The sequence below is a fragment of the Exiguobacterium sp. SH3S1 genome (assembly GCF_004337105.1).
In the GTDB taxonomy this organism is placed as follows: Bacteria; Bacillota; Bacilli; order Exiguobacteriales; family Exiguobacteriaceae; genus Exiguobacterium; species Exiguobacterium aurantiacum_A.
This window is the reverse complement of sequence record NZ_SJUW01000007.1, coordinates 56,907-78,434: the sequence shown is the minus strand read 5'-3', so window position 1 is coordinate 78,434 and position 21,528 is coordinate 56,907. Positions and strand designations below refer to the sequence as shown.

28 protein-coding genes are annotated in these 21,528 nt (G+C 50.1%); 21 read left to right on the top strand and 7 right to left on the bottom strand.

Annotation, left to right across the window (positions count from 1 at the left end):
- Nucleotides 1–50 precede the first annotated feature (50 nt).
- From EVJ26_RS09480 to EVJ26_RS09450, 7 genes are all read left to right on the top strand, one after another.
- Nucleotides 51–1,292, top strand: a complete 1,242-nt coding sequence (locus EVJ26_RS09480) for a sugar ABC transporter substrate-binding protein (protein WP_131466297.1) — start codon at nucleotides 51–53, stop codon at nucleotides 1,290–1,292.
- Between the two features lie 43 nt (nucleotides 1,293–1,335).
- Nucleotides 1,336–2,223 carry a carbohydrate ABC transporter permease gene (locus EVJ26_RS09475; protein WP_131466295.1) on the top strand — a complete coding sequence of 296 codons (888 nt, stop codon included), beginning with the start codon at nucleotides 1,336–1,338 and terminating at the stop codon, nucleotides 2,221–2,223.
- A 12-nt stretch (nucleotides 2,224–2,235) separates the two neighbouring features.
- Nucleotides 2,236–3,129, top strand: coding sequence for a carbohydrate ABC transporter permease (locus EVJ26_RS09470; RefSeq protein ID WP_131466293.1), 894 nt, complete (start codon nucleotides 2,236–2,238; stop codon nucleotides 3,127–3,129).
- Nucleotides 3,130–3,250: 121 nt separating this feature from the next.
- Nucleotides 3,251–4,189 (top strand): DMT family transporter, encoded by a 939-nt coding sequence (locus tag EVJ26_RS09465; RefSeq protein ID WP_131470309.1) that lies wholly within the window; start codon nucleotides 3,251–3,253, stop codon nucleotides 4,187–4,189.
- Between the two features lie 18 nt (nucleotides 4,190–4,207).
- On the top strand, nucleotides 4,208–4,633 hold the full coding sequence (locus EVJ26_RS09460) for a DMT family transporter (RefSeq protein WP_131470308.1): 426 nt from the start codon (nucleotides 4,208–4,210) through the stop codon (nucleotides 4,631–4,633).
- Between the two features lie 11 nt (nucleotides 4,634–4,644).
- The gene (locus tag EVJ26_RS09455; protein WP_131470307.1) at nucleotides 4,645–5,304 is read left to right on the top strand and encodes a Crp/Fnr family transcriptional regulator; all 660 of its coding nucleotides are present in this window, start codon (nucleotides 4,645–4,647) and stop codon (nucleotides 5,302–5,304) included.
- Between the two features lie 12 nt (nucleotides 5,305–5,316).
- The gene (locus EVJ26_RS09450) at nucleotides 5,317–5,790 is read left to right on the top strand and encodes a DMT family transporter (protein ID WP_131470306.1); all 474 of its coding nucleotides are present in this window, start codon (nucleotides 5,317–5,319) and stop codon (nucleotides 5,788–5,790) included.
- Nucleotides 5,791–5,793: 3 nt separating this feature from the next.
- Here the strand turns inward: EVJ26_RS09450 and EVJ26_RS09445 are convergent, their stop codons facing one another.
- Nucleotides 5,794–5,997 (bottom strand): hypothetical protein, encoded by a 204-nt coding sequence (locus EVJ26_RS09445; protein WP_071398978.1) that lies wholly within the window; start codon nucleotides 5,995–5,997, stop codon nucleotides 5,794–5,796.
- A 78-nt stretch (nucleotides 5,998–6,075) separates the two neighbouring features.
- On the opposite strand from EVJ26_RS09445, the gene EVJ26_RS09440 reads away from it, so the two are divergent.
- The 7 genes from EVJ26_RS09440 (at nucleotide 6,076) to EVJ26_RS09410 (ending at nucleotide 10,090) form a co-directional block, all read left to right on the top strand.
- Nucleotides 6,076–6,573, top strand: a complete 498-nt coding sequence (locus EVJ26_RS09440; RefSeq protein ID WP_071398977.1) for a hypothetical protein — start codon at nucleotides 6,076–6,078, stop codon at nucleotides 6,571–6,573.
- A complete protein-coding gene (locus EVJ26_RS09435; protein WP_131470305.1) occupies nucleotides 6,558–7,055 on the top strand; it encodes a hypothetical protein in 498 nt (165 codons plus the stop codon). The genes EVJ26_RS09440 and EVJ26_RS09435 overlap by 16 nt, the downstream gene beginning before the upstream one ends.
- 86 nt (nucleotides 7,056–7,141) lie before the next feature.
- Nucleotides 7,142–7,861, top strand: coding sequence for an SMI1/KNR4 family protein (locus EVJ26_RS09430; RefSeq protein WP_131470304.1), 720 nt, complete (start codon nucleotides 7,142–7,144; stop codon nucleotides 7,859–7,861).
- 67 nt (nucleotides 7,862–7,928) lie between these two features.
- Complete coding sequence (locus EVJ26_RS09425; protein WP_131470303.1) at nucleotides 7,929–8,408, top strand: hypothetical protein; 480 nt, start codon at nucleotides 7,929–7,931, stop codon at nucleotides 8,406–8,408.
- A gap of 13 nt (nucleotides 8,409–8,421) precedes the next feature.
- Entirely contained in the window at nucleotides 8,422–8,907 is a 486-nt protein-coding gene (locus EVJ26_RS09420; RefSeq protein WP_131470302.1) for a hypothetical protein, read from the top strand.
- Between the two features lie 20 nt (nucleotides 8,908–8,927).
- Nucleotides 8,928–9,317 (top strand): hypothetical protein, encoded by a 390-nt coding sequence (locus EVJ26_RS09415; RefSeq protein WP_131470301.1) that lies wholly within the window; start codon nucleotides 8,928–8,930, stop codon nucleotides 9,315–9,317.
- 323 nt (nucleotides 9,318–9,640) lie between these two features.
- Nucleotides 9,641–10,090 carry a hypothetical protein gene (locus EVJ26_RS09410; RefSeq protein ID WP_131470300.1) on the top strand — a complete coding sequence of 150 codons (450 nt, stop codon included), beginning with the start codon at nucleotides 9,641–9,643 and terminating at the stop codon, nucleotides 10,088–10,090.
- 435 nt (nucleotides 10,091–10,525) lie between these two features.
- On the opposite strand, the gene EVJ26_RS09405 is transcribed toward EVJ26_RS09410, so the two are convergent.
- From EVJ26_RS09405 to EVJ26_RS09385, 5 genes are read right to left on the bottom strand one after another with little or no spacing between them, the layout of a single operon-like run.
- On the bottom strand, nucleotides 10,526–11,017 hold the full coding sequence (locus EVJ26_RS09405) for an AAA family ATPase (RefSeq protein ID WP_131470299.1): 492 nt from the start codon (nucleotides 11,015–11,017) through the stop codon (nucleotides 10,526–10,528).
- A gap of 32 nt (nucleotides 11,018–11,049) precedes the next feature.
- Entirely contained in the window at nucleotides 11,050–11,808 is a 759-nt protein-coding gene (gene istB / locus EVJ26_RS09400; RefSeq protein ID WP_131469567.1) for an IS21-like element helper ATPase IstB, read from the bottom strand.
- Nucleotides 11,805–13,346, bottom strand: a complete 1,542-nt coding sequence (gene istA / locus EVJ26_RS09395; protein ID WP_131469566.1) for an IS21 family transposase — start codon at nucleotides 13,344–13,346, stop codon at nucleotides 11,805–11,807. Before istA ends, istB begins: the two co-directional genes overlap by 4 nt.
- A 45-nt stretch (nucleotides 13,347–13,391) precedes the next feature.
- Nucleotides 13,392–13,640: an ATP-binding cassette domain-containing protein gene (locus EVJ26_RS09390; protein ID WP_131470298.1), complete on the bottom strand. Its 249-nt coding sequence runs from the start codon at nucleotides 13,638–13,640 to the stop codon at nucleotides 13,392–13,394.
- A gap of 9 nt (nucleotides 13,641–13,649) precedes the next feature.
- Nucleotides 13,650–14,375: a hypothetical protein gene (locus EVJ26_RS09385; RefSeq protein ID WP_070329057.1), complete on the bottom strand. Its 726-nt coding sequence runs from the start codon at nucleotides 14,373–14,375 to the stop codon at nucleotides 13,650–13,652.
- A gap of 144 nt (nucleotides 14,376–14,519) precedes the next feature.
- On the opposite strand from EVJ26_RS09385, the gene EVJ26_RS09380 reads away from it, so the two are divergent.
- From EVJ26_RS09380 to EVJ26_RS09360, 5 genes are read left to right on the top strand one after another with little or no spacing between them, the layout of a single operon-like run.
- A complete protein-coding gene (locus tag EVJ26_RS09380) occupies nucleotides 14,520–15,161 on the top strand; it encodes an efflux RND transporter periplasmic adaptor subunit (RefSeq protein WP_071398966.1) in 642 nt (213 codons plus the stop codon).
- On the top strand, nucleotides 15,158–15,841 hold the full coding sequence (locus EVJ26_RS09375; protein WP_131458961.1) for an ABC transporter ATP-binding protein: 684 nt from the start codon (nucleotides 15,158–15,160) through the stop codon (nucleotides 15,839–15,841). Before EVJ26_RS09380 ends, EVJ26_RS09375 begins: the two co-directional genes overlap by 4 nt.
- The gene (locus EVJ26_RS09370; RefSeq protein WP_236635545.1) at nucleotides 15,838–16,989 is read left to right on the top strand and encodes an ABC transporter permease; all 1,152 of its coding nucleotides are present in this window, start codon (nucleotides 15,838–15,840) and stop codon (nucleotides 16,987–16,989) included. Before EVJ26_RS09375 ends, EVJ26_RS09370 begins: the two co-directional genes overlap by 4 nt.
- 18 nt (nucleotides 16,990–17,007) lie before the next feature.
- A complete protein-coding gene (locus tag EVJ26_RS09365; RefSeq protein ID WP_131470297.1) occupies nucleotides 17,008–17,682 on the top strand; it encodes a response regulator transcription factor in 675 nt (224 codons plus the stop codon).
- Nucleotides 17,679–18,986, top strand: coding sequence for a HAMP domain-containing sensor histidine kinase (locus EVJ26_RS09360; protein WP_131470296.1), 1,308 nt, complete (start codon nucleotides 17,679–17,681; stop codon nucleotides 18,984–18,986). Before EVJ26_RS09365 ends, EVJ26_RS09360 begins: the two co-directional genes overlap by 4 nt.
- 3 nt (nucleotides 18,987–18,989) lie before the next feature.
- On the opposite strand, the gene EVJ26_RS09355 is transcribed toward EVJ26_RS09360, so the two are convergent.
- Complete coding sequence (locus EVJ26_RS09355) at nucleotides 18,990–19,607, bottom strand: TetR/AcrR family transcriptional regulator (protein ID WP_035386467.1); 618 nt, start codon at nucleotides 19,605–19,607, stop codon at nucleotides 18,990–18,992.
- Nucleotides 19,608–19,776: 169 nt separating this feature from the next.
- Here EVJ26_RS09355 and EVJ26_RS09350 point away from each other — a divergent pair, with 169 nt between their 5' ends.
- On the top strand, nucleotides 19,777–20,505 hold the full coding sequence (locus EVJ26_RS09350) for an ABC transporter ATP-binding protein (protein WP_131470295.1): 729 nt from the start codon (nucleotides 19,777–19,779) through the stop codon (nucleotides 20,503–20,505).
- Nucleotides 20,498–21,511, top strand: a complete 1,014-nt coding sequence (locus EVJ26_RS09345) for an ABC transporter permease (protein ID WP_131468170.1) — start codon at nucleotides 20,498–20,500, stop codon at nucleotides 21,509–21,511. The genes EVJ26_RS09350 and EVJ26_RS09345 overlap by 8 nt, the downstream gene beginning before the upstream one ends.
- Nucleotides 21,512–21,528 lie beyond the last annotated feature (17 nt).

Sequence of the window (21,528 nt, the reverse complement as noted above, 5' to 3'; positions counted from 1 at the left end):
TTTACATGATAATCGAAACGTTTCGATTATCGAGAAACGGAGGAATTCAGATGAAGAAATTAGGGTTAGCAGCGGTAGCGGGCACGGTAATCATTTCAGGTGTGTTGGCGGGATGTTCTTCTGGATCGAGCGGCGATGACGCGAATACAATCACGGTCTGGGCGATGGGCGAAGAAGGAAAAGCTTTACCGAAACTAGCAGAACAGTATGAAAAAGAGAATGAAGGTGTCAACGTCAAAGTACAGGCGATCCCTTGGGACACGGCGCACGATAAACTGTTGACTGCGGTCGCTTCGAAAAATGGTCCGGATGTCGTTCAAATGGGAACGTCTTGGATGCCTGAATTCGTAGAAGCGGGAGCACTCGCAGATATGAAAGACCTTGTAAAAGATTACCCGGAGCTCGATCCATCGAACTTCTATGAAGGATCGGTTGAAACGGTTCAATTCGAGGACGGCCTTTACGGAGCACCGTGGTATGTCGACACACGCGTTCTTTATTACCGGAAAGACGCGCTTGAAAAAGTAGGTTACCCGGAAGCACCGAAAACATGGGATGAATTAGAAGACGCTTCGAAAAAACTAGCGGCTCGTGACGGGGAAGACATGTACGGGATCACGTTGGACACGAACGACCAAATGCTATCGTTCATGTTCGCTCGTCAAAACGGTTCAGAGCTGTTGACAGAAGATCAAGAACCGCTCTTTGATCAACCGGAATTCATTGAAAGCGCAGAGTACTTAACTAATTACTTCACAGAAGGATATGCGCCAATCGATTTAGGGCTTGATGTCGTTCAAGCGTTTGGGGCCGAGGAACCGAACGTGCCGATGTTCATCAGTGGACCGTGGATGATCAACATCATCAATGACCAAATGCCTGACATTGAAGATAAGTGGGGTACAGCCGTCCTTCCAGCGAAAGAAAACAATATCTCGTTCCTTGGTGGATCGAACTTGAGTATTTTTGAGAGCAGTGAGAAGAAAGACGAAGCTGCGAAATTCATCGCCTATATGAGTAAACCAGAAACACAGACAGAGTGGATGGAGATGACGAAGTCACTTCCATCGACGAAAGCGACATGGGCAGAGAATGAGACGCTCAAAAACGATGAGAAACTCAAAACGTTCGGTGAGCAAATGGAAGCAGCAGAGCCGATGCCGATGATGACAACGTGGGAAAAAGTAGCGCAAACGTACTTGCAGAGTTTTGAGAAGATGTATCGCGGTGCGGCTACTGTAGAAGATGAAGCTAAGGTGTTCCAAGAAAAAGCGAAGTCGATTTTAAAATAAACGGAGGGGTACACCCCCTCTCGTTTTATTAAAGGAGAACCTTATGAAACAATTTCTTAATGATCGAGCGCCATATTTGCTCGTCGCTCCGACCGTTCTCTTGTTACTCATGTTCTCGATCATGCCGCTATTCATCGCGTTTTTCATGAGTTTTACAGACATGGATTTGGCGGGGATTGCGAACTGGGCAAACATCGAATGGATCGGGCTCACCAACTACATCGAAATCTTCAAAGATGAAGTGTTCATTCAAGCGCTATTGAATACGGTCGTTTATGTCGTCATTGGGGTACCGATTGTCATCGGTCTCTCGCTCGCGATTGCGATGTCGATCAATTTCGGGACTGGCAAAGTCTTCGAATGGTTCCGTGTCGTCTTTTATATGCCGTCGATCACGAACGTCGTTGCGGTCGCCGTCGTCTGGGGCTTCTTGTTTAATCCGCAGTACGGCCTCTTCAACTTCCTATTAAACACAGTCGGCCTTCCAGACGTACCTTGGCTCCAAGACCCGTTTATCGCTAAGCTATCGTTGATCATGCTCGCTGTATGGCGTGCAGTCGGAATCAACATGATTATTTTCCTAGCGGCGCTTCAAGGGATTCCACGCACGTACTATGAAGCGGCAGCGTTAGATGGAGCGAGTACGTTCCAGCAAATGTTCAAGATCACAATCCCGTTGCTCCGTTACGCGATTTTCTTCGTGACGGTCACGACGCTGATCGGCTGGATCCAGTTCTTCGAAGAACCGCTCATCATGACCGAGGGTGGACCGCTCAATTCGACGACGTCGCTCGCACTCTTTATTTACAACAACGGTTTCCAGCTTAGTAACTTCGGTTATGCGGCTGCCGGGTCCGTCGTACTGTTCATTTTGATCATCACGGTGACACTCATTCAGTTCCGTCTTCAAAAGAGCGAGAATAACTATTAAGGAGGGACATTCATGATTCCAAACGAAAAACCGGTTGCCGTGAATGTGAAGCGGGAGAAATTCTCGCCACTTCCCGACTTAAACCATAAACGAAAAGCCAAGCTGTCGCAGTTGTTCGTCGCGCTCGTTTTGACCGTCCTTGGCATCGCCTTCATGTTGCCGTTCTTCTGGATGGTGATCTCGTCCTTTAAAACGGATGCGGAAATCTTGTCGCTACCGTTGACAATCTTACCGGAAAACGTGACGTTCGAGCATTACATCGATTTATTCGTAAATTTAAACTTTTTGACGTATTTGAAGAATACGTTGTTGATCGTGCTTGCATCATTTTTCGGTTTATTGCTCACAGCAATGGCCGGTTATGCGTTTGCGAAGCATAAATTTAAGGGAAGTAACGTCCTGTTCATCGGTGTCTTGGCGACAATGATGATCCCGGGTCAGGTTACGATGATTCCAGTTTATTTGATGCTCAATCAAATGGGTCTTACGAACACGATGACGGGGATTGTCCTCCCCGGTCTCGTCGGGGCGTTCGGGGTCTTCTTGTTCCGGCAGTTCATGACGACGATTCCAGAAGAAATGTTAGAAGCGGCCCGCTTGGATGGAGCGAGTGAGTTTCGGATTTTCTTCTCAATCGTCTTGCCGATGTCAAAACCGATTTTGGCTGTACAAGGGATCTTAACGTTCATCGGGGCCTGGAACAGCTTCTTATGGCCGCTTATTATCGCTAACGACGAAGCGCTTTACACGCTGTCTGTCGGACTTGCGCTCCTCCAAGGGCAGCACGGTGGGAACTATGCGTTACAGATGGCCGGGGCCACATTTATGGTCGTGCCGATCATCATCATCTTCATGATTTTCCAAAAGTACATCATCGAAGGGTACAATATATCTGGGATGAAGTGAACCTTACGCCATGTAAGGTTCTTTTTTTATACTCAGGACATCGGTCCTTTATACTTTAGATGAGTGAGATGTACATTGAGATAATAACTTGCTCTACATCATAGAATCGAGGAAATGAAATATGTTAGCCATTATTATTGGACTCGTGATCGGCATCTTACTACCAATACAGACGAGCGTGAACTCGCGTCTGCGTTCGATCGTAGGGTCACCGTTTGTCGCTTCGTTCCTATCATTCGCGGTCGGGACGACCTTTTTATCGCTCATCCTTCTTGTCTCTGGACAAGGGTTCGGGTTCGACTCGTCAATCTTTCAGCAACAGCCGATCTGGATGTGGTCGGGCGGCTTGTTAGGGGTCATCTTTTTAACGGGGAACATCCTCTTGTTCCCACGTCTCGGCAGCGTCCAGACGGTCATCATGCCAATCTTTGGACAGATCGTGATGGGGCTCTTAATCGATCACTTCGGTTGGTTCAATTCGACCGTGAGCGTCCTCACACCGTGGCGCGTGTTTGGGGCCTTGCTTGTTTTGCTAGGGGTCGTCGGGACGGTCGCACTCACCGACTGGATCAATCGTCGCCGCGGAAAATTTGTCATCGCGAACCGGGTGGAGACCGGTAACTTGAACGTCTGGCGTTTACTAGGAATCGGGACCGGGATGATGAGTGCGATGCAGACCGCCATCAACGGCTATTTAGGGACTGTGCTCGAGTCTGCGCTAAAAGGCGCGCTCGTCTCGTTCGTCGTCGGAATCGTCACACTTCTCCTCGTCTTACTCATCCTACGGCCGAGCGTCGAATGGCGCGGGCTATCGGGACAACCGTGGTGGATTTGGCTTGGTGGGATCATCGGCGCGCTCTTCATCGGCGGGAACGTCTTGATCGTCCCGATGGTCGGGACCGGAATCGCCGTCGTCATCGTCATTGTCGGCTTATTATGCGGTAGTTTGCTGATTGACCGATTCGGTTGGTTCGGTGCAGCCAAAAATCCGGTGACAGGGATTCAACTCGTCAGTTTGCTCGTCATGGTGCTCGGTATCATGATGATCCGCTTGTCATAATATAAAGGAGGGGATACGATGCGCGGAGTCTTATTCGCCATCAGCGGCGGGTTCTTTTTAACGTTGCAAAGCGTCGCCAACGCACGAATCAGTTCACAGATCGGTACGTGGCAGGCCGCGACACTGACGCAGATGACCGGCTTCGTCGTGGCGCTTCTTGTCATGTTGGCTGTGCGTGACCGGACGTATAAACAGATGCGACACGTGCACCCGCTCTATTTGTCGGGTGGCGCGTTCGCAGCCCTCATCTTGTTCAGCAACATGACAGCCGTCCATCAGCTCGGTGTCACGTTGACAATCTCCTTGTTTCTGATTGCGCAGCTCGCCCTCGCGCTCGTCATCGATTGGCGCGGCTGGTTCGGGATGATACGCCGAGAGTTGAACGTGTCACAATTGCTCGGTGTCGCCATGATGGTCGCCGGCATCATCTTGTTGAAATGGTAGGAGGGGACCGGATGCTAGAACACTATTTGACGCAACTGGAGTTGCAGGTCTTGCCACAAGCGACACACGAACATTTCACGCTCGTCCGTTACGAGCCAGGTGCGACGATTTGCGCCCAAGGTGACGACGCGCACCACCTTCATTTTCTCGTCAAAGGCAAGATTCGCGTGGCGCATACGTCGGCAACTGGCAAACGCCTCGTACTGTCGTTCAAACGTCCGTTCGATTTGATCGGTGACATCGAATACGTGCGCCGGACACCGTACTTAAATACGGTCGAGGCGGTCACGTCGGTCGAGATGCTCGTCATCCGGTTTGACGATTTGGCCCGACACGCGGCGGACGATGTGGCGTGGCTCCATTATCTGTTAGAAGAGATCACGAGAAAGTTCGAGTTGAAGTCGCAGTCGATGAGTTTCAACTTGTTTTACCCGGTCGACGTCCGGCTCGCGAGCTACTTGCTGTCGATGACGCCGGACGAGCGTGCGCTCGGGTCGACGGTCGATGAGTTGACCGATATCGCCGACTTGATCGGGACGAGTTATCGCCACGTCAATCGGACGCTCAAACGCTTCGTCGAACAAGGATTGATTGAACGGGATCGTCGGTCGATCGCAATCATCAATCGCGCCGGGTTGATCGCTGTCGCAGGGGAGAGTATTTATGAGTGAGGGGGAACGACAATGGCACTTGGAATGATGCTCGCGGTCATGGGCGGCATGCTCGTCTGTGTACAAAATACGTTCAACGCCAACGTGAAACAACGGGTCGGGGCTTGGGCGACGACGACACTCGTCCTCGCACTTGGTTTTCTCGCCTCGCTCTTCATCGGATTGATCAGTGAAGGAAGTGCTCTGTTTGATTTACGTGGCATGGAGACGTGGTACTGGTTCAGCGGCATCATCGGTGTCGGTGTCGTCATGAGCGTGACGCAAAGCGTCCAGCAGCTCGGTCCGAGTTACGCCATCTCGATCGTGATGGTGTCGCAAATCTTGTTCGCCTTGCTGTGGGATACGCTCGGCTGGTTCGGACTTGAGGCGATCCCGTTCACGTGGAAGACGGCGCTTGGCATCGTATTGATCGTCGGCGGGGTGCTGTTGTTCCAGTTGAGTGGAAAGAAAGTGGTGGCACGCCAACAGGTAAAACAAGTAGGTTGATCTTCAGAATGATTTACGACAGTTCGTACAAGTTTGCCCGTGTTCCTGCCGTCTCACAACGGTTTGGCAATGCGGGCATTTTGTCGTGTGCGAGGCGTTCGGTTGAATGAGTGAGCGTTCCTCGAACGATGACGGATATAAAGTATAGGAACGAGTCACAATAAAGCCGACGATGCCGAGCAAGACGGCTAAAATGAGGATATCCATCGAATTCCCTCCTAATAATTGGTATGCTAGTTGTATATACGCGTCATGGATGGATCTGGTTTCAAAGGGGGAGATTGGATGATTACACGGAAAGAACGGACTGAAGAACTATATGGATTGGCTGAAAAGCAGTCTAGCATGGGCACGGCGCTTCGAATCGGTCTGATTGGTTTAGCCGCAGGACTATGGTTTTATGGGAATTTTTCGCTAACTCATAGTGCGATGTTTCTGTTTGTCACGACTATTGCGGTGCCGTTTAGCTATATGTCCTGGAGAAAGACGCGCACGCAGCTGTCGTTCAATGACAATCGTGCGTATCAAGGATTGATTCGAGTAAAAGGGATTGGGGACATCGCAATGTTATGGGGCATGTTCGGTTTAATGATAGGACATGAATTAAACTTCTTTGAACTATCGACGCTCAGCAGCGTGGCTGTCAGCATATTGGTCGTCCATTTATTGGCTGCGACGTTGATCGACAAACGATTGCTCCGCATCGATGACGAGCACGTCGTCGACAGTCTGTTCGGGCTGACGAAGCGGGAGCAGATGAAACGGAAATGGGACGAGAAGTGATGGTCGAGCATACAAATCGCTTGCCTCAATTGATGCGACTTGAACAAGTATCGATTCGTTTGTTTGGTCTGCTAGTCGCCGTCATCATCTTAAGCTCATTCTATCTTCATAGTCGGCATACGTTGACGAACGTTCAAGTGTTCGCGGCCTTTGTAGTCATTTACGCAGCACTGGTCTTATGGGGCTGGTTGCGGATGAAGCTATTGCTCCGCTTTAGTTCGGATAAGCTGTATCGCCGATATGTTCGAATCAACTTTTTATTCATCTTCATGACGGTAATCGGGCTCGCTATATTTGTTTGGGGCACAGTCATTCAAAACTTTCAAAACGTAACGTATTCATTACTTGGTACGCTAATCGTTTTACCATTCCTATATTTTGAATGGTGGGTGAATGAGCGACTCAAAAAGATTGACCCAGAGCATGTGACGAATCAAGACATTCGCCAATACAGACGAATGAAGAAAGCAGGAGAAAAATGATTATTTGGAACGATATACCGGACGACCCGAACCGGTTGCCCGTATTAACGGACGACGTATTGAGTGAAGTTTAAGGGCGCCTTGGGGTGAAACTGCCGGACGATTATCTTCAGGCGATTCGTATCCAAAACGGGGGATATGTCGAACAGCGCGATTTGCCGATTGTATGGAATGGACAAGATGACATCGCCCTCGTCGACTCAATTTCTGGGGTCGGGCGTCACAAAGGGTTAATCGAATCGAAAGCCTTGTTGACGGAATGGGGTGTCGAGGATGACCAGTTAATCGCCTTCGCAGGCGATGGACATTTCTTCCTCGTGTTCGATTACCGTGAAGGAGCGACGCCAAAGATTGCCTATATCGATACGGATACGGAAGAGATTGATGTCTTGTTCGACTCGTTCAGTCAATTTAGCGAAGCGCTCACGACGGTCGACATGGGAGTACATGCAGAAATGATTCCAGAACCGGTCGCTGAAGTGAAGCAGAGGCAGTCACTCTTGGACGATGCACGACGTCTGCTTTATAGCGAAGAACCGAAAGAGAAACTGCACGGTGCGGTTGTTTGGTTCAATGAAGTGGACTCGCTCGGAGCGAACGAACTCGTTCGTGAACTGTTAACATGGATGGATCACGAGCTGTTACGAGATACGGCGACAAGCGTCATTCAAGAAGTCATCATTCGACGGAAGCCTTTAAATCAACAACTGTTCGAAGCATTTTTTGAGACGCTCCACAGGCAAGACGACGCCTATAGTAAACAACGTTACGAAGAGACGATGTACATTCTCGACAACGATATTTGAGTCGAGTGAAACTATTTGCTGTTCTCTTTCGTAAAAAAAGGTAATGAGATTTAATGAGGGGGATTTGATGGTTGACCATACGGTAAGACTTGAACGAATGATTGAAAATGACCAGAAGCGACAAAAACAGACGCTTTACCCGACATTTGGGTTTATCGCACTGTTCATCATTTATTTCATGACGAAGGAGATTTTGTTGCTGTTGCCGATCATCTTGGTCGGACAGTTCCCGATGCTCTATAAAAGCTGGCACCGCATGAAGTTGTTGCTTACTTTCAACGACGATGTCCGTTATCAACAAAAAGTACGGTCCGAATTTGGTTTGGCCGTCGGGAATCTCGTGTTTCTCCTGCTATTGATTACGAGTTCGATGCTTGGATGGATCACATTGCTTACATTCATCATCGTCATTATTGTCGGACTCATCACGTTCATGACGTTGGGGTTCCGAATCGACCGTGAGTTGAAAACGATTGACCCAGAGCATGTGACGGGGACTGAACTTAGTAAAGCGCAACTCGAGCGCCGCACACGAAAGACATCATAATGGAGGATAAAATATGATTGAAAAGCAGGAACGACTGAAACGAATGGTCGAGAACGACCGCAACGTGAACCGGACGGCGCTTTTGCTCACGTTCGCGATTTTAGGGATCGCCTTTTACTTCATTTTCACGCAAGACATTAAAGTGGCGACGTTCGCCGTCATCATCATGGCGACCCAGCTGCCGAGTCTTTATCGGGCCTGGCACCGGATGAATTTACTGCTCACCTTTAACGACGAGGCGCGCTATCAAAAGTTCGTCCGTCTCGAATTCGGGATCGTGCTCGCCAATGTCATCTTGCTGGGTATCTTTATCGCCATCGCCTGGTCGATTGAAGGCTCGCTCCTCGTCTTCGCGGGAATGCTTCTCGCCTTGTTCATCCCATTTATTTTCTTGTCGGTGTGGGTGAACCGGAAGCTTGAACTGATTGACCCGGAGCACGTGACGAACCATGAGCTGCGGACGGCGCATCGCGATGCATCAAAGAATCGGTTCAATTAATCAAAGGGACGTGAAGACGCATGAGACGAAAACTAGTCTTTTTTCTGATTGTGTTTCTGCTGTTTTTAAACGCATGTAGCGAGAATGGGCGCGAACTCGTTGTCGGGACGTATGTAGATGAGAGTACGATCGTTTATTCAGGTGACGTACTTAGCGACGAGGCAGAGATTGCGCGATTCCTTGAGGTGATTGAAACGAGTCCACTGTCTGAGGAGGGAGTCGAAGGTCTTCCAGATTACGTCATCACCGTCAACAATTTGTCTGAATCGACGATGGAAGCGATGGTGAACGTTTGGGTCGGAGAAGACGATGAGATGCTTTTCACTCGAGGAATGGAAGGGACCGACGTGTTTGAAGTCGATTCGATGTACACATACGATGTGAACGAGATTCTTCAGATGAATCGGTAACGACGTCAAAGGAGATAAATAAATGCACCTCACAGATGGAATGTGGCAACTGATTAACATCGTTCTGACGTTTTGTGTGTTACTTCTACTGATATTTTGCACTGATTTTAACCGTTATCTTGCATCTAAAAGCGTATGTATATTAACGAACGTTCGTAACAAGTATTAGGACTTTTACGAACGCTCTAACGGAATGAAATATAAGAATAAATAACTAAAAGCTTTGATTTTTATATAGTCTAAAATGGATGAAATTGGTATATTTAAACTAACTAAAAGTATTGGGTTAAAGTTTTGATAATAAGTATGAGGGAGGGATCTATATGAGTAAAATAGTAAAATTAATTATTAGCTTGGTAATTGTAGGACTTATATTTTTGGGAGGTTTTTTCGTAGGCAACATGAGTAAGACAGAAATTATGAAAGAAATAAAAATTAGTTATGAGGGCATTGAAAATTCAAGCAAAGTAATTCACAAAAAAAATTTTACTGATTCAGAAAATCCAACTGTTATTGATAATTTTATTATGATTTACTTGAATGCGAAAGAGATTGATGATCCAAATATAGATATAGAAAATCCAGATATGTATATCGAGTTAAATAATCCATATGCTTCTGTAGGTTTAATTGATTCAAAATTATGGTTTGTTGATGATGATGCAATTATTGGTGACCGAGCGGGTGAGAATTGGGATCAGATTGATTTTTATAAAATTGATGAGAGCGATGCCGAGTATATAAAAGAAATTGTTGAATACGGAGAAGAGTAACAACTCCGAGTAAATATGAGTTTACATATCATTGCGTTATCGGAAGTTTTTCTAAATGAAATATATAATTATAAAACCAGTAATCTTTATAAAAGGTTACTGGTTTTTCTCAACTCCGGTGCAAAGTATAGCTTGAAATTAGTGCACTTTATCTCTTAAAGTGACAGTTTTGTGCAACGTGGATTGGTTTTATGGTTGTCTATCGCTGGATGGAAGACTAAAACCCAGCTTCTGATTCGTCAGAGGCTGGGTTTTCTTATGAAAACATACCGACTAAACAGCCACAGATGACCATACCAGCTGTATAAAACTTGAAGCGGTGTCTTTCCCAAAACGAGTCATTCACGTTGTCACCGCCACATCATCTTGAATGCCTTCGACCATCTTCACGAACGCCTCGTCGGGGTCGGTCGTCCCGGACGCGCGCAACCAGTCTCAGAAATCTCCTTCATACAGGACACGACCTTCATGGAGGAAGATGACATGGGACTCCAGCTGGGATAAGTCATGCAGTTGGTGCGTCGAGATGAGGCACGTCCGACCGTCTTTTACGAGTCGCTGTAAATGACGCATGATGTTGATGCGTGACGCCGGATCGACGCCGCTCGTCGGTTCGTCGAACAAGTAGAGCGATCGTTTGACCGAGGCGAGCAATGTCACGAATAGCCACTTGCGTTCTCCGACCGACATTTTGCCGAGCTTCATCTTCCACAAATGCTCGAACAGCTCTTGTTCCCGGGCGGTCGTGAGTCCATTGACATAAGTCGCTAGTCGCTTGAAGTCAGGCCGCTTTGTGAGCCGTCCGATGAAGTACGTGAGATCTTTTCCTGTTAATTCGTTGTGATACAAAATCTGTTGCGTTAAATACAGCATGTCAGACGATGGTACGAGCTGTAGCGAGGCCCGGTCGACTGGTGTAGACGTCAAGTTGATTTTGACACTTTTTGCTCGTTTGCCTTTTACACTTCTGCCGAAAACAATGATTTCCGGTTCCTCATCCGATGACTGTCGTCATCACTATGTATGATTTCGACGCGATGGAGTAAGCGGTCCAGTATCGCAGTCGTGATGCCCTGGTCCCCGATCAATTCGCCCCATTGATCGGGGCTTTTGTTCGAGGTCAGGATGATCGAGCTGCGCTCGTAAAGGTGGTTGACGAGATGGAAGAAGAGATTGGCTTCTCGTTGGTCCATGGCCATATACATCAGGTCATCGATGATGACCAGGTCCGAATCTCGCAACCTTTTTAACTGGATCTTCGACTTACTTGAGAACTCTTCACTTTTTAATAGTTGGACGAGTTCGCCCATCGTGACGAAGTATACCTTGAACCCGTGGTTGACCGCCTCGATTCCCAGCCCCACAGCCAAAAACGTCTTTCCGACGCCCGGAGGGCCCAAGAGGATCAGGTTGTACTGTTGCTCGAGCCAGTTGAGCTGTTTCAACTGCTTCAGCTGTCGGGCGGTTAGTGCGGTCTGTTCCTCTAAATTGAACTCCGAGAGGGATTTAATGAACGGGAATCGGGCCCACTTCATTCGTCTCTCCAAACTTTTAGCGTCTCGTTTGGCGCGTTCATGGTTCGTGATGGCACTTAGAAATTCGATATACGTCCAGGAGGCCATTTCGGCCTCTCTCAAAATCTGTGGGAGGGCGTCAGCCGTCTCGGCGAGACGAAGCTGCCGAAAGTCCTGTTGTAACTCGGAAACGCTTTGACTCATTTTACCGTCACCCCTTTCAGGATGTCGGTGTAGGCTTGGATCGGCCTCGTTGCGACCTGTATCCCGGATTTCTTCGGACGTTCGGTATCGGGTTTTGTATCACACCCATCGTCCGCGAGGGTCGCGAGATAGTGGACCACGTCTCGGAAATCGTTGGCGCTGAACAGCTTCTCTTGCGAACACTTTTCCAGTGCCTTCGTTAAGTGATTGGGATACATGGTCGCGACGTCCCTGACGATGTTGAACTGGTCGCGGCGGTAACGTGGATACCGCTTCGAGAGCTCAACCAGATAGTCAGAGGCAGACTCTCTGTCCTCGAAGTAGGCGAGGACCTGTTGCTTCAGTTCTTCGATTCCCTTGGAACGATCTCGCAGGTGGTCACGGTTTTGAATCAGTTTTCCGCTCTCTTGGCTGATCCGGTGGTCTGCGATCACTTCTCCCTCGGGAGACTCGCGGATCAATAATCGCTCCTGATCGGTCACTTCGACGAATACCACCTTTTTCTTGACCGATGAGTAGGTCCCGATTGGGACGGTGTAACGGTTTGAGCGATAACGGATTGTGTTGTCCTTGCCGACGTTCCTTGCTATACTTTCCATATGGATGCTTTCGAAAGAAAGTAGCGAGGAGACCGGTTGTAAGTGTTGTTTTTCGACGGAGAACACTTCAGCTGGTCTTTTTTTCGTTGTCTGGTGGACATTATAATTTCCTGTCCTCTCCAGCCATCTCATGGAACGGTCGTTCCAATCCTCGATATGCCGGTACACTCTGCTGTCCGCAAAATTCCGTTTGATATACTTCACGACGTTCTCGATCATACCCTTCGACTCCGGGTCGGCCCTACGACATAAATAGATCCTGAACTTCCGTTCGTTCACATAGGCTTGAAACTCATTGGTCAATAGAACGTCACCTGCGTTCTCGTTGATTGCGATGAGGTGATCCTGGTCGTAGACGATTTCAGAAGGGCGCCCACCATAGAATTGAAACGCATTCTCGTGGCAGCGAATGGTGTCCTTGGTGGTGAACGGACGCTCTCTCCATTCCACATACTTCATTCGAGAGTGCGCAAGTACGAACGCGATGAAATAGAGCTTGATCGTTTTCCCATCTTTAGTCCGTTGTCTGGTCTCACCCCAGTCCACCTGTATCTGCTTGCCCATCGGTTGTTCAGGGATGGCCTCGTAATGGCGGACAATCCTTTTCTTTTCAATCTGATAGATTTCTCGGATTTCCTTCACGTATGTCCTCACCGTGCTCGATCCGACCGAGAGGTCGGGATATCTTTCAAGTAACCAGTCATGGACTTGTGCGCTGCTCAAATGCGGATACTCCTCCAACCATGCAATGATCCAGTCCCGATATATGTCGAGTTTCTTTTTTCGTGAACAGGCTTTTCCGTCAAATTCATGTAGGGCGTCTTCATATGTCATCTTCAGGTACTTATATACCGTCGGTCTTGATACCTTCAGCGCTGTGGCGATTTGAGCCACTTTGATGTTTTGCTGATACATTTGATGAATCTTGATGTGTAGCACTAACTTTTCCTCCAAATCCATTCCCTCCAGATAAAATAGCTTCAACTACTCTATCGGAGTTCTGTTCTGATTCTTCGGCAATAGTGTAAAATCGTATCGAGCAAAAACTGTCAATTTTATTCTAGCGTTCACAACTGGGAGCGTCCTTGTCATATAATCAAACAACGTCGTCTTCCCGGCCCCGTTCAGGCCAATCAAGACGTTCAGTTTACTCGGATGTAGCGTGAATGAGACGTCGTCGAGCACGGGACGTGTTGCTTTCGGATAAGAGTAGGTCAAGTTTTGAATGTTCATCATTTCCTCCTAGCGTGTGACGGATGAGACGAGGTTGAAGCGATTCATCGCGAACAGGCCGACGATGACGTAACCGACAAGAGAGAGAATTGTCGTAATCAGGTTAAACGAGACGTCGACTTGCGTGACACCATGAACGACGGCGAGCGACAGTTGAAGTAGGGCATAAAACGGATTGGCATAACCGAACCAGACATCTGGCTGTTTGACGGCTAAAAGGAACAGCGGATAGGTGAGAATGTTCGCAAATTTCATCAAGCTCGATACTTTCACCGGCAGAAGCGTCAAGACGACACTCCCGAGCGCGAACGGGAAGCTGGCGAGTAATAGCAGTATTGGGCTCGCGAGCAAACCGAAAGTGAAATGACCGTGGACGAGCGTGACGACAACTGTGAACAGTAGGAGACTGATTGCGGCAAACAAGAGCTGGGCCAATAAGATGGCCAACATGTATGTATATTTGTTGCCGGAGATCATGACGTACGTCTTCATGAGACCGTATTCGCGCATTCGTGCGAGTTCGAGCGCAATCCCGTTCAAATAAGTCGCCAAGATGATGTACACCCAAAAGTACGACAAATACGTGGCGTATTCGGCAGACGTCATCGTACCGATATTTGGTGGACTGTACAGGAGGGCGACACCGAGCGGGAGTCCCATCGTTAAAAGAAATGGAACTTTATCCGTAAGGACGATTTTTGCGTACAGAAAGAAATAACTCGTGATTTGATGCATATATACCTCCGAGGTTGATATGGATTAATTCGATATACGCATTTACTAGCATGATAGTTTCAATTATTTGTAAATTTATCCGTTCATACTTTGTTTATAACTTCTGTTTATCCTTGAGGTACAACCAAAAGGAGGAATTGACAGATGAACAAAAAACTGAAGTGGGGATTAGGTGGCGGTGCCCTGGCCATCGCGTTAGGAGCAGGCATTTTCTTGATGCCGCAATCGGTCGAATATAAGTCAGAGCAAGTGGCGACGGAGACGATTGAGAACGTCTATACGTTTGCCGGTCAGGTGACGACTGTCGGAGAAGATGCGACCGGACGACTGTTGATCGACGAGCGGGATTTAGGGAAAGTCGAGGAAGGTGATGCGCTGACGATCTATGCGAACGCATTGGACACTGAACTCGAAGGAACGGTCGAATCGATTGCGGATGAAGCGGAAGCATTGACGACTCCGGGCTCGTCAGCACGTTATGCGATGAACGTCACGTTGCCTGAAACGGACGGATTACGAAACGGGATGACGCTCGAAGGCTCGATTGTCGTCGAACGTGTCGAAGAAGCAGAGACGCTATCACTCGACAGCATCACGTTTGAAGAAGGCGACGCCTACGTGTACGTCGAGGGCACGGATGGTCCGGTGAAACGGCAAGTCGAGCTCGGCATCAGCGACGGCAGCCGCGTTGAGATTAAAGACGGATTAGACGAAGATAGCGTCCTCTTAATGGATGAGGCAACGGCTGGGGGTATCATGCCACCACAGATCGGAGGAGGACAATGAGCGCACTCATTGAAGTCACCGATTTGACGAAAGCGTACGGGGCGGGTGGAAACGAACAAATCGTGTTGAACGGGATCGATTTGACGGTTCACGACGGCGAGTTCGTCGCCATCCTCGGGCCGTCTGGTTCGGGAAAATCAACGCTCATGAACATTCTCGGTTGTCTGGACGGATACACGAGCGGTCGCTACAGCTTTGGCGACCGTGACGTGACCGGGTTATCCGAGACCGAATTGTCGGCGTTCCGCAATCAGCAGATCGGGTTCATCTTTCAACAGTTCAACTTACTGCCGCGATTGACGGCAAGCGAAAACGTCGAGTTACCGCTCATCTATCAACGGCTGTCGAAGTCGGAACGAAAAGACCGGACGCACCAAATGTTGACGCGCGTCGGGCTCGGCGATAAACAGAACCATTACCCGAACCAACTGTCGGGCGGGCAACAACAACGTGTCGCCATCGCTCGGGCGCTCGTGACAAATCCGTCTCTACTGCTCGCCGATGAGCCGACCGGGGCGCTCGATCAGACGAACGGACGTCAAATTCTGAACTTATTTCATGAATTGCATGCGGAAGGGAAGACGATCATCATGATCACACATGACCTCGACATCGCCAAAGAAGCGACGCGCATCGTCTACGTTCGGGATGGCCGTATCGAGAAGGAGGAACGACGATGATTCGAGAAAATATACGTATGGCTTGGCTGACGGTGATCAGTCATAAGATGCGCTCTTTCTTGACGATTCTTGGAATTGTCATCGGGACGGCGTCCATCATCACACTCATGACGGTCATCTCAGGTGTCACGTCCTCAATCAATGAAGAAGTCGCGACGTTCGGGGCGGACCGGATGAGTGTCCAAATCGAAGATGCGACGAAGAATGGCATCAGCGTAATCGAAGTAGAACGTCTCGAAGCGATTGACGGCGTCGAGTCGTTATCGCCTACGACAAGTCATCAAGCAGGCGTCTATTTGGGCGGTCAAACGACCGAACAGAGCGTCCTTGGGAAGAGTGACGCGTTCTTCTCGGATTCGACACTCGCTTCCGGGCGTGGCATCACGCCAGTGGACATCTCGGAGCGGACGCGCGTCGCCGTAATCGGCGATACGATTGTGAAGGAATCGTTCCCGACCACGTCGCCAATCGGTGAGACGATCACTATTGGCGGGATCCGTTACATCGTCGTCGGCACGCTCGCCCCGTCTTCAGAGTTTTCGATGTCGACGGACGAGACGATTGTCATTCCGGTGACGACCGCGCTTCACCAGTTTCATGTGAATACGATTTCGACGTTTGACCTGTACACGGAATCAGGACAATCTGAGACAGTAAGTGATGAATTGACGCAGCAGTTGACGACCGCATTTAACGGTCGGGACGCGTTTACCGTCACGAGCTTTGAAGACGCCCTCGCGTCAATCGACCAAATCAACTCCTTGCTCAGCATGCTGCTCATCGGCATCGCGTCCATCTCGCTACTCGTTGGCGGTATCGGCATCATGAACATGATGCTCGTCTCGGTGACGGAGCGGACGAGTGAGATCGGCTTACGAAAAGCATTAGGCGCGACACCGGCGAAAATTCGCCAGCAGTTCTTGTTTGAATCGGTGCTCTTGTCCGTCCTCGGTGGGTTGGTCGGTGTAGTGGTCGGCGCACTCCTTGCCTTCGGTTTGACCGTCGTCATGGGTGTCCCGTTCACGTTGGCTAGTTCGACCGTCGTTTTGGCACTCGGGTTTTCAGTCGTGATCGGTGTCATCTTTGGATATATCCCGGCCCGTAAGGCGTCCGCCTTGCAGCCGATTGAAGCGTTACGAAACGCATAAAGAAAGAAGGAATCTCGTATGGTCACGCTATTGCTTGTCGAAGATGATCCGGCACTCGGAGGTCTTCTGTTTGAATATTTGACGACAGCGGGCTACCGCGTGCTGTGGGCCGTTGACGGAGAGGAGGCGCTACATCTGCTCGATCAGCAACCGATCGACGTCATCGTGACCGACATTATGATGCCGCGTCTCGATGGTCGAGCGTTGACCGAGCAACTGCGGGGCGCAGGTTACACGCTCCCGATTCTCATGTTGACCGCGCTCGAGACGTTGCCTGATAAGAAGAAAGGCTTCCGGGCCGGGGCCGACGACTATCTCGTCAAGCCGGTCGATCTAGAAGAACTCGAGCTCCGTATCGAGGCGATGCTACGACGAGCCAATATATATCGAGACCACCAGATTCAACTGAACGATTGCGTGTTAGACGAAACGTCACTGACGGTTATCACCCCGGTCGAGACAATCGAGGTGCCGAAGAAAGAGTTTGAGTTGCTGTATCATTTGGCGACGCATCTTAATCAAGTGTTCACGCGACAACAGTTGCTCGATCGCATATGGGGCTATGAAACGGAAAGTGACGTCCGTACGATCGACGTCCATGTTAACCGTCTCCGGAGTCGATTGAAGCATGTCGACGCGTTTCAAATCAGTACTGTCTGGGGACTTGGGTACCGTTTGGAGTTGAAGTCATGAAGCGATTCTTCAGCTCAATTTACGGACGTTTCCTGACCATCTTCTTCGGGCTGTTGCTCATTCCGATTTTACTGACGCTGACGCTCTTCTTGACGTTCCAAATGAACGCGTTGACGTCGCAAGTCGAGACGATGCTCGTTGAACGGGCCGAGAGCATGCTGACGGCTTCTGAGCGTTATAAACTAGGAGCCGATGAGGTCATCAACTTGTTTTCCGAGCGGACGCTTGTTGTCGAGACCGACCGCTACGCGGCCACAAATTGGTCAGTCGCGGAGCGCGCGCGTCTTGAACGAGGCGACGTGCTGACCGTAAGCGACGAGCGATTGCCTGCCGTCACGCTTTTAATCGATCGGACTGTCGTGACGTTGACCCCGAACGCGGACGAGAATCCGGTCTCGATTTTCCGTGATTTATCGTTCCAGACGTTGCTGCTCACGGCACTCGTCTCGAGCGTGCTTGTCTTGTTCGCGGTCCGGCTCATGACGAGACGGATCGACCGGGTGACAGAGGCAGCAAGTAAAGTCGCTTCTGGTGATTTGACGGTACGGGTTCATGACGGCGGGGACGATGAGATCGGCAAATTGGCGAGTCAGTTCAATCAGATGACCGAGACGTTGGCGACGAACGAGTCTAAAAACGAAGAATTGACGGCGATCATGGCGCATGAATTCAAGACGCCGGTCGCCTCGATCCTCGGCTACGCGACGCTATTGAAACGGGATGATGTGCCGACGGAAAAACGAGTCAACTATGCGACGATGATCGAACAGGAAGGCAAGCGGCTGTCACGGTTGTCACGTGACTTGCTGCGCCTTGCCAAGTTGGATCACTCGGTCGTCGGATTAGACGTCAGCCGCTTCTCGCTCAGTGAACAGATGCGGGAAAGTATCTTATCGTTTGAACGAGAATCGAGTCGCAAACGGTTGAATCTGATCGCTGAGCTTGATGAAGTCGAGATGGTCGGCGATGCCGGTCTGCTGCAACAAGTGTGGATCAACCTGATTCAAAACACGATGACCCATTCTTATGATGGCGGCACGATCCGCATCAAGCTCATGCAAACGGCGGAATCGATTGTTTGCGAGATCACGGATGACGGGGAGGGCATGACCCCGGAACAAGTGAGCCGTATGTACGAGCGATTCTATCAGGCCGACCCTTCGAGACATCAAGGCGGGTCAGGACTCGGTATGGCGATCGTTCAAAAAATCGTCACGTTGCACGGTGGTCATGTAGACGTCACGAGCGAATTGAAGTCAGGGACGACGGTGCGTGTGACGCTTCCCGATCAAAAAGACAGGTAGCTGCTACCTGTCTTTTTGTCTGTCCGGCTTCAACCCGCCCGCGACGAGCGGTCCTTCAAACGTGATCGTATAGATGATGCGCGCGATGTCCTCTACCGTTTCAGTTCGGTCATTATAGAGCCACTCATAAATGACGCCCATATGTGCCGACGAGATATAGGAGACTAGATAATCGGGCGGGACGAGCGACTGCGTCTCGTCAAACAAAACGGTCGGGGAACGGTGGAACAGCGCCGTGTACATGTAGGCGCGGAGTCTCGCCTGGAACTGCGGGTCGCCGTTCGGACCGAGGAGCGGTTTCATCAAAATCTTATTTTGCTCGATGAAACGGATGAACGGGACGAGTAACTGATGGGGAGCGGAGCCTTGTTGATTGCCAAAGACGTTCGGCAAATTTTTGATGAGTTTTGTTTCGGCCTCATGAAAGATTGTTTCAATCGATTTCTCCATGAGGTCGTACTTATCCACATAGTGGCTATAAAACGTACCCCGGTTGATGCCGGCGCGTTCGGTGAGTGCCTTCACCGTGACCGCTTCAAATCCTTGTTCTTCGATCAATTCGAGCAACGCTTGTTTAATCAACTGCTTCGTCCGGACGACCCGTAAGTCTGTCTGTTCCATATTTTTTTCTCCTTTATCCAACACATTGTCGCCGTCTGTCGGAAAACCGACACTGTGACCGAGGTTGATGATTGTTGGCCGTTCGAGCGCGGACTATACTGAACGTATAAACCAACACGGTGTCTTTTAGTTCAGTGTACACGAGGCAGACATCGGGAGGGAGTCCAATATGAATATTCAACTGAACGACGTCAGTAAATCGTTCGGTGACCAACTGGCCATCGATCATGTCGGCTTCACGATCAACTCGGGAGACATTTGTTGTCTCTTAGGACCGTCTGGGTCGGGGAAGACGACGCTCATCCGTTTGATGATCGGCGCATTGGCGGCAGACAAAGGATCGATTCGAGTCGGCGAGACGGTGATGCCGAACATGAACATGCTTCATAAGATGGGGTTCATGCCGCAAAACGATGGACTGTACGACGATTTGTCGGGTGAGGCGAATCTCGAGTTTTTCGGCTCGATTTATAAACTCGGCAAGGCGGCGCTCAAACAGCGCATCGACGACGTGCTCGCCCTCGTCGACTTGTCGGCCGACCGGAGAAAGCTCGTCCGTAACTATTCGGGCGGGATGAAGAAACGGTTGTCGCTCGCCATCGCCATCCTCCATCAACCGGACGTTTTGTTTTTAGACGAGCCGACGGTCGGGATCGACCCGATTTTGCGCCGCCAGATTTGGGATCAGTTTCAAACGATTCGAGCCGGTGGGACGACGATCATCGTCTCGACCCATGTCATGGACGAGGTGCTCGAATGTGACCGGGCCGCGCTCATCTATAACGGGCGCTTGATCGCCTATGACACGGTGACGCACTTACTCGAGCAGACCGAGAACGGACGCGTCGAGGAACTGTTCCTCATTGCCGGACGAGAGGAGGCGAAGCGCGATGCGTAACTTGGCGAAACGGGTCATCTTTCAGACGTTGAACGACAAGCGGAGCGTCGCCTTGATTTTGATCGCCCCGCTCCTCATCCTCACGCTCGTCTACTTCTTGCTCGGCGACTCGGATTACGTGCCGGTCGTCGTGCTGGACGAGGCTGCCCAGCAGCAGCTTGTCGACGCGTTCGAAGCCGAGACGCTCGACGTGCGACTCGATACGGTCGAGGAGCCGGTTGCTTATTTGGAAGACAATAAAGACGTCGATGCCGTCTTCGAAGCGGGACAGGCGGGTACCATGATCACGTTGCGCGAACCGTCGACGAAATCGTCGAAAGCGGTGCGTGAGATCCAAGCGGCGTTGTCGGCGCTCAATCCGGCGGCCGATATCGAGATGAATTACGTATACGGAGAAGAAGGACAGTCGACGTTTGATTCGTTCGGCTACGTGTTCTTGTCGCTGTTCTCGTTCTTCTTCGTCTTCATCCTGTCGGCGATGGCGCTCGTCAAAGAGCGGAGCGGGGGCACGCTCGAGCGCTTGCTCATGACCCCGATCAAACGCGGACAAGTCATTTTAGGGTATACGCTCGGCTATGGCGTCTTCGCGGTCGTGCAGTCTGTCTTCATCGTGCTCTATACGATTTACGTACTCGGGCTGACGTCGCTCGGGAACATCGGTTGGGTATTTCTTGTGATGATTTTAATGGCCGGGACGGCCGTTTTGTTCGGGGCGACGATTTCGGTGTTCGCCCGTTCGGAGCTCCAAGTCGTCCAAATGATCCCGTTCACGATCATCCCGCAAGTGTTCTTCTCAGGATTGATCCCGCTCGACTTGATTCCGTACGGGCTCGGCAATTTGAGCTACGCCATGCCGATCTTCTATGGGGCGACGGCAATCAAGGAAGTGATGGTGTACGGGAGCGGTTTCGCCGGAATCTGGGGTTATGTGCTCGGTTTGATCGTTTACGCAGGTGTGCTTTATTTATTGAATATGCGGGCGCTCGGGAAGTATCGTGGGCACTAAAAAAGGATTCGGGCGTG

Excerpts from the sequence above, each read along its gene's own strand:
- EVJ26_RS09480 (WP_131466297.1), top strand. The coding sequence starts at position 51 with ATGAAGAAATTAGGGTTAGCAGCGGTAGCGGGCACGGTAATCATTTCA.
- EVJ26_RS09475 (WP_131466295.1), top strand. The coding sequence starts at position 1,336 with ATGAAACAATTTCTTAATGATCGAGCGCCATATTTGCTCGTCGCTCCG.
- EVJ26_RS09470 (WP_131466293.1), top strand. The coding sequence starts at position 2,236 with ATGATTCCAAACGAAAAACCGGTTGCCGTGAATGTGAAGCGGGAGAAA.
- EVJ26_RS09465 (WP_131470309.1), top strand. The coding sequence starts at position 3,251 with ATGTTAGCCATTATTATTGGACTCGTGATCGGCATCTTACTACCAATA.
- EVJ26_RS09460 (WP_131470308.1), top strand. The coding sequence starts at position 4,208 with ATGCGCGGAGTCTTATTCGCCATCAGCGGCGGGTTCTTTTTAACGTTG.
- EVJ26_RS09455 (WP_131470307.1), top strand. The coding sequence starts at position 4,645 with ATGCTAGAACACTATTTGACGCAACTGGAGTTGCAGGTCTTGCCACAA.
- EVJ26_RS09450 (WP_131470306.1), top strand. The coding sequence starts at position 5,317 with ATGGCACTTGGAATGATGCTCGCGGTCATGGGCGGCATGCTCGTCTGT.
- EVJ26_RS09445 (WP_071398978.1), bottom strand. The coding sequence starts at position 5,997 with ATGGATATCCTCATTTTAGCCGTCTTGCTCGGCATCGTCGGCTTTATT.
- EVJ26_RS09440 (WP_071398977.1), top strand. The coding sequence starts at position 6,076 with ATGATTACACGGAAAGAACGGACTGAAGAACTATATGGATTGGCTGAA.
- EVJ26_RS09435 (WP_131470305.1), top strand. The coding sequence starts at position 6,558 with ATGGGACGAGAAGTGATGGTCGAGCATACAAATCGCTTGCCTCAATTG.
- EVJ26_RS09425 (WP_131470303.1), top strand. The coding sequence starts at position 7,929 with ATGGTTGACCATACGGTAAGACTTGAACGAATGATTGAAAATGACCAG.
- EVJ26_RS09420 (WP_131470302.1), top strand. The coding sequence starts at position 8,422 with ATGATTGAAAAGCAGGAACGACTGAAACGAATGGTCGAGAACGACCGC.
- EVJ26_RS09415 (WP_131470301.1), top strand. The coding sequence starts at position 8,928 with ATGAGACGAAAACTAGTCTTTTTTCTGATTGTGTTTCTGCTGTTTTTA.
- EVJ26_RS09410 (WP_131470300.1), top strand. The coding sequence starts at position 9,641 with ATGAGTAAAATAGTAAAATTAATTATTAGCTTGGTAATTGTAGGACTT.
- istB (WP_131469567.1), bottom strand. The coding sequence starts at position 11,808 with ATGAGTCAAAGCGTTTCCGAGTTACAACAGGACTTTCGGCAGCTTCGT.
- EVJ26_RS09390 (WP_131470298.1), bottom strand. The coding sequence starts at position 13,640 with ATGAACATTCAAAACTTGACCTACTCTTATCCGAAAGCAACACGTCCC.
- EVJ26_RS09385 (WP_070329057.1), bottom strand. The coding sequence starts at position 14,375 with ATGCATCAAATCACGAGTTATTTCTTTCTGTACGCAAAAATCGTCCTT.
- EVJ26_RS09380 (WP_071398966.1), top strand. The coding sequence starts at position 14,520 with ATGAACAAAAAACTGAAGTGGGGATTAGGTGGCGGTGCCCTGGCCATC.
- EVJ26_RS09375 (WP_131458961.1), top strand. The coding sequence starts at position 15,158 with ATGAGCGCACTCATTGAAGTCACCGATTTGACGAAAGCGTACGGGGCG.
- EVJ26_RS09370 (WP_236635545.1), top strand. The coding sequence starts at position 15,838 with ATGATTCGAGAAAATATACGTATGGCTTGGCTGACGGTGATCAGTCAT.
- EVJ26_RS09365 (WP_131470297.1), top strand. The coding sequence starts at position 17,008 with ATGGTCACGCTATTGCTTGTCGAAGATGATCCGGCACTCGGAGGTCTT.
- EVJ26_RS09360 (WP_131470296.1), top strand. The coding sequence starts at position 17,679 with ATGAAGCGATTCTTCAGCTCAATTTACGGACGTTTCCTGACCATCTTC.
- EVJ26_RS09355 (WP_035386467.1), bottom strand. The coding sequence starts at position 19,607 with ATGGAACAGACAGACTTACGGGTCGTCCGGACGAAGCAGTTGATTAAA.
- EVJ26_RS09350 (WP_131470295.1), top strand. The coding sequence starts at position 19,777 with ATGAATATTCAACTGAACGACGTCAGTAAATCGTTCGGTGACCAACTG.
- EVJ26_RS09345 (WP_131468170.1), top strand. The coding sequence starts at position 20,498 with ATGCGTAACTTGGCGAAACGGGTCATCTTTCAGACGTTGAACGACAAG.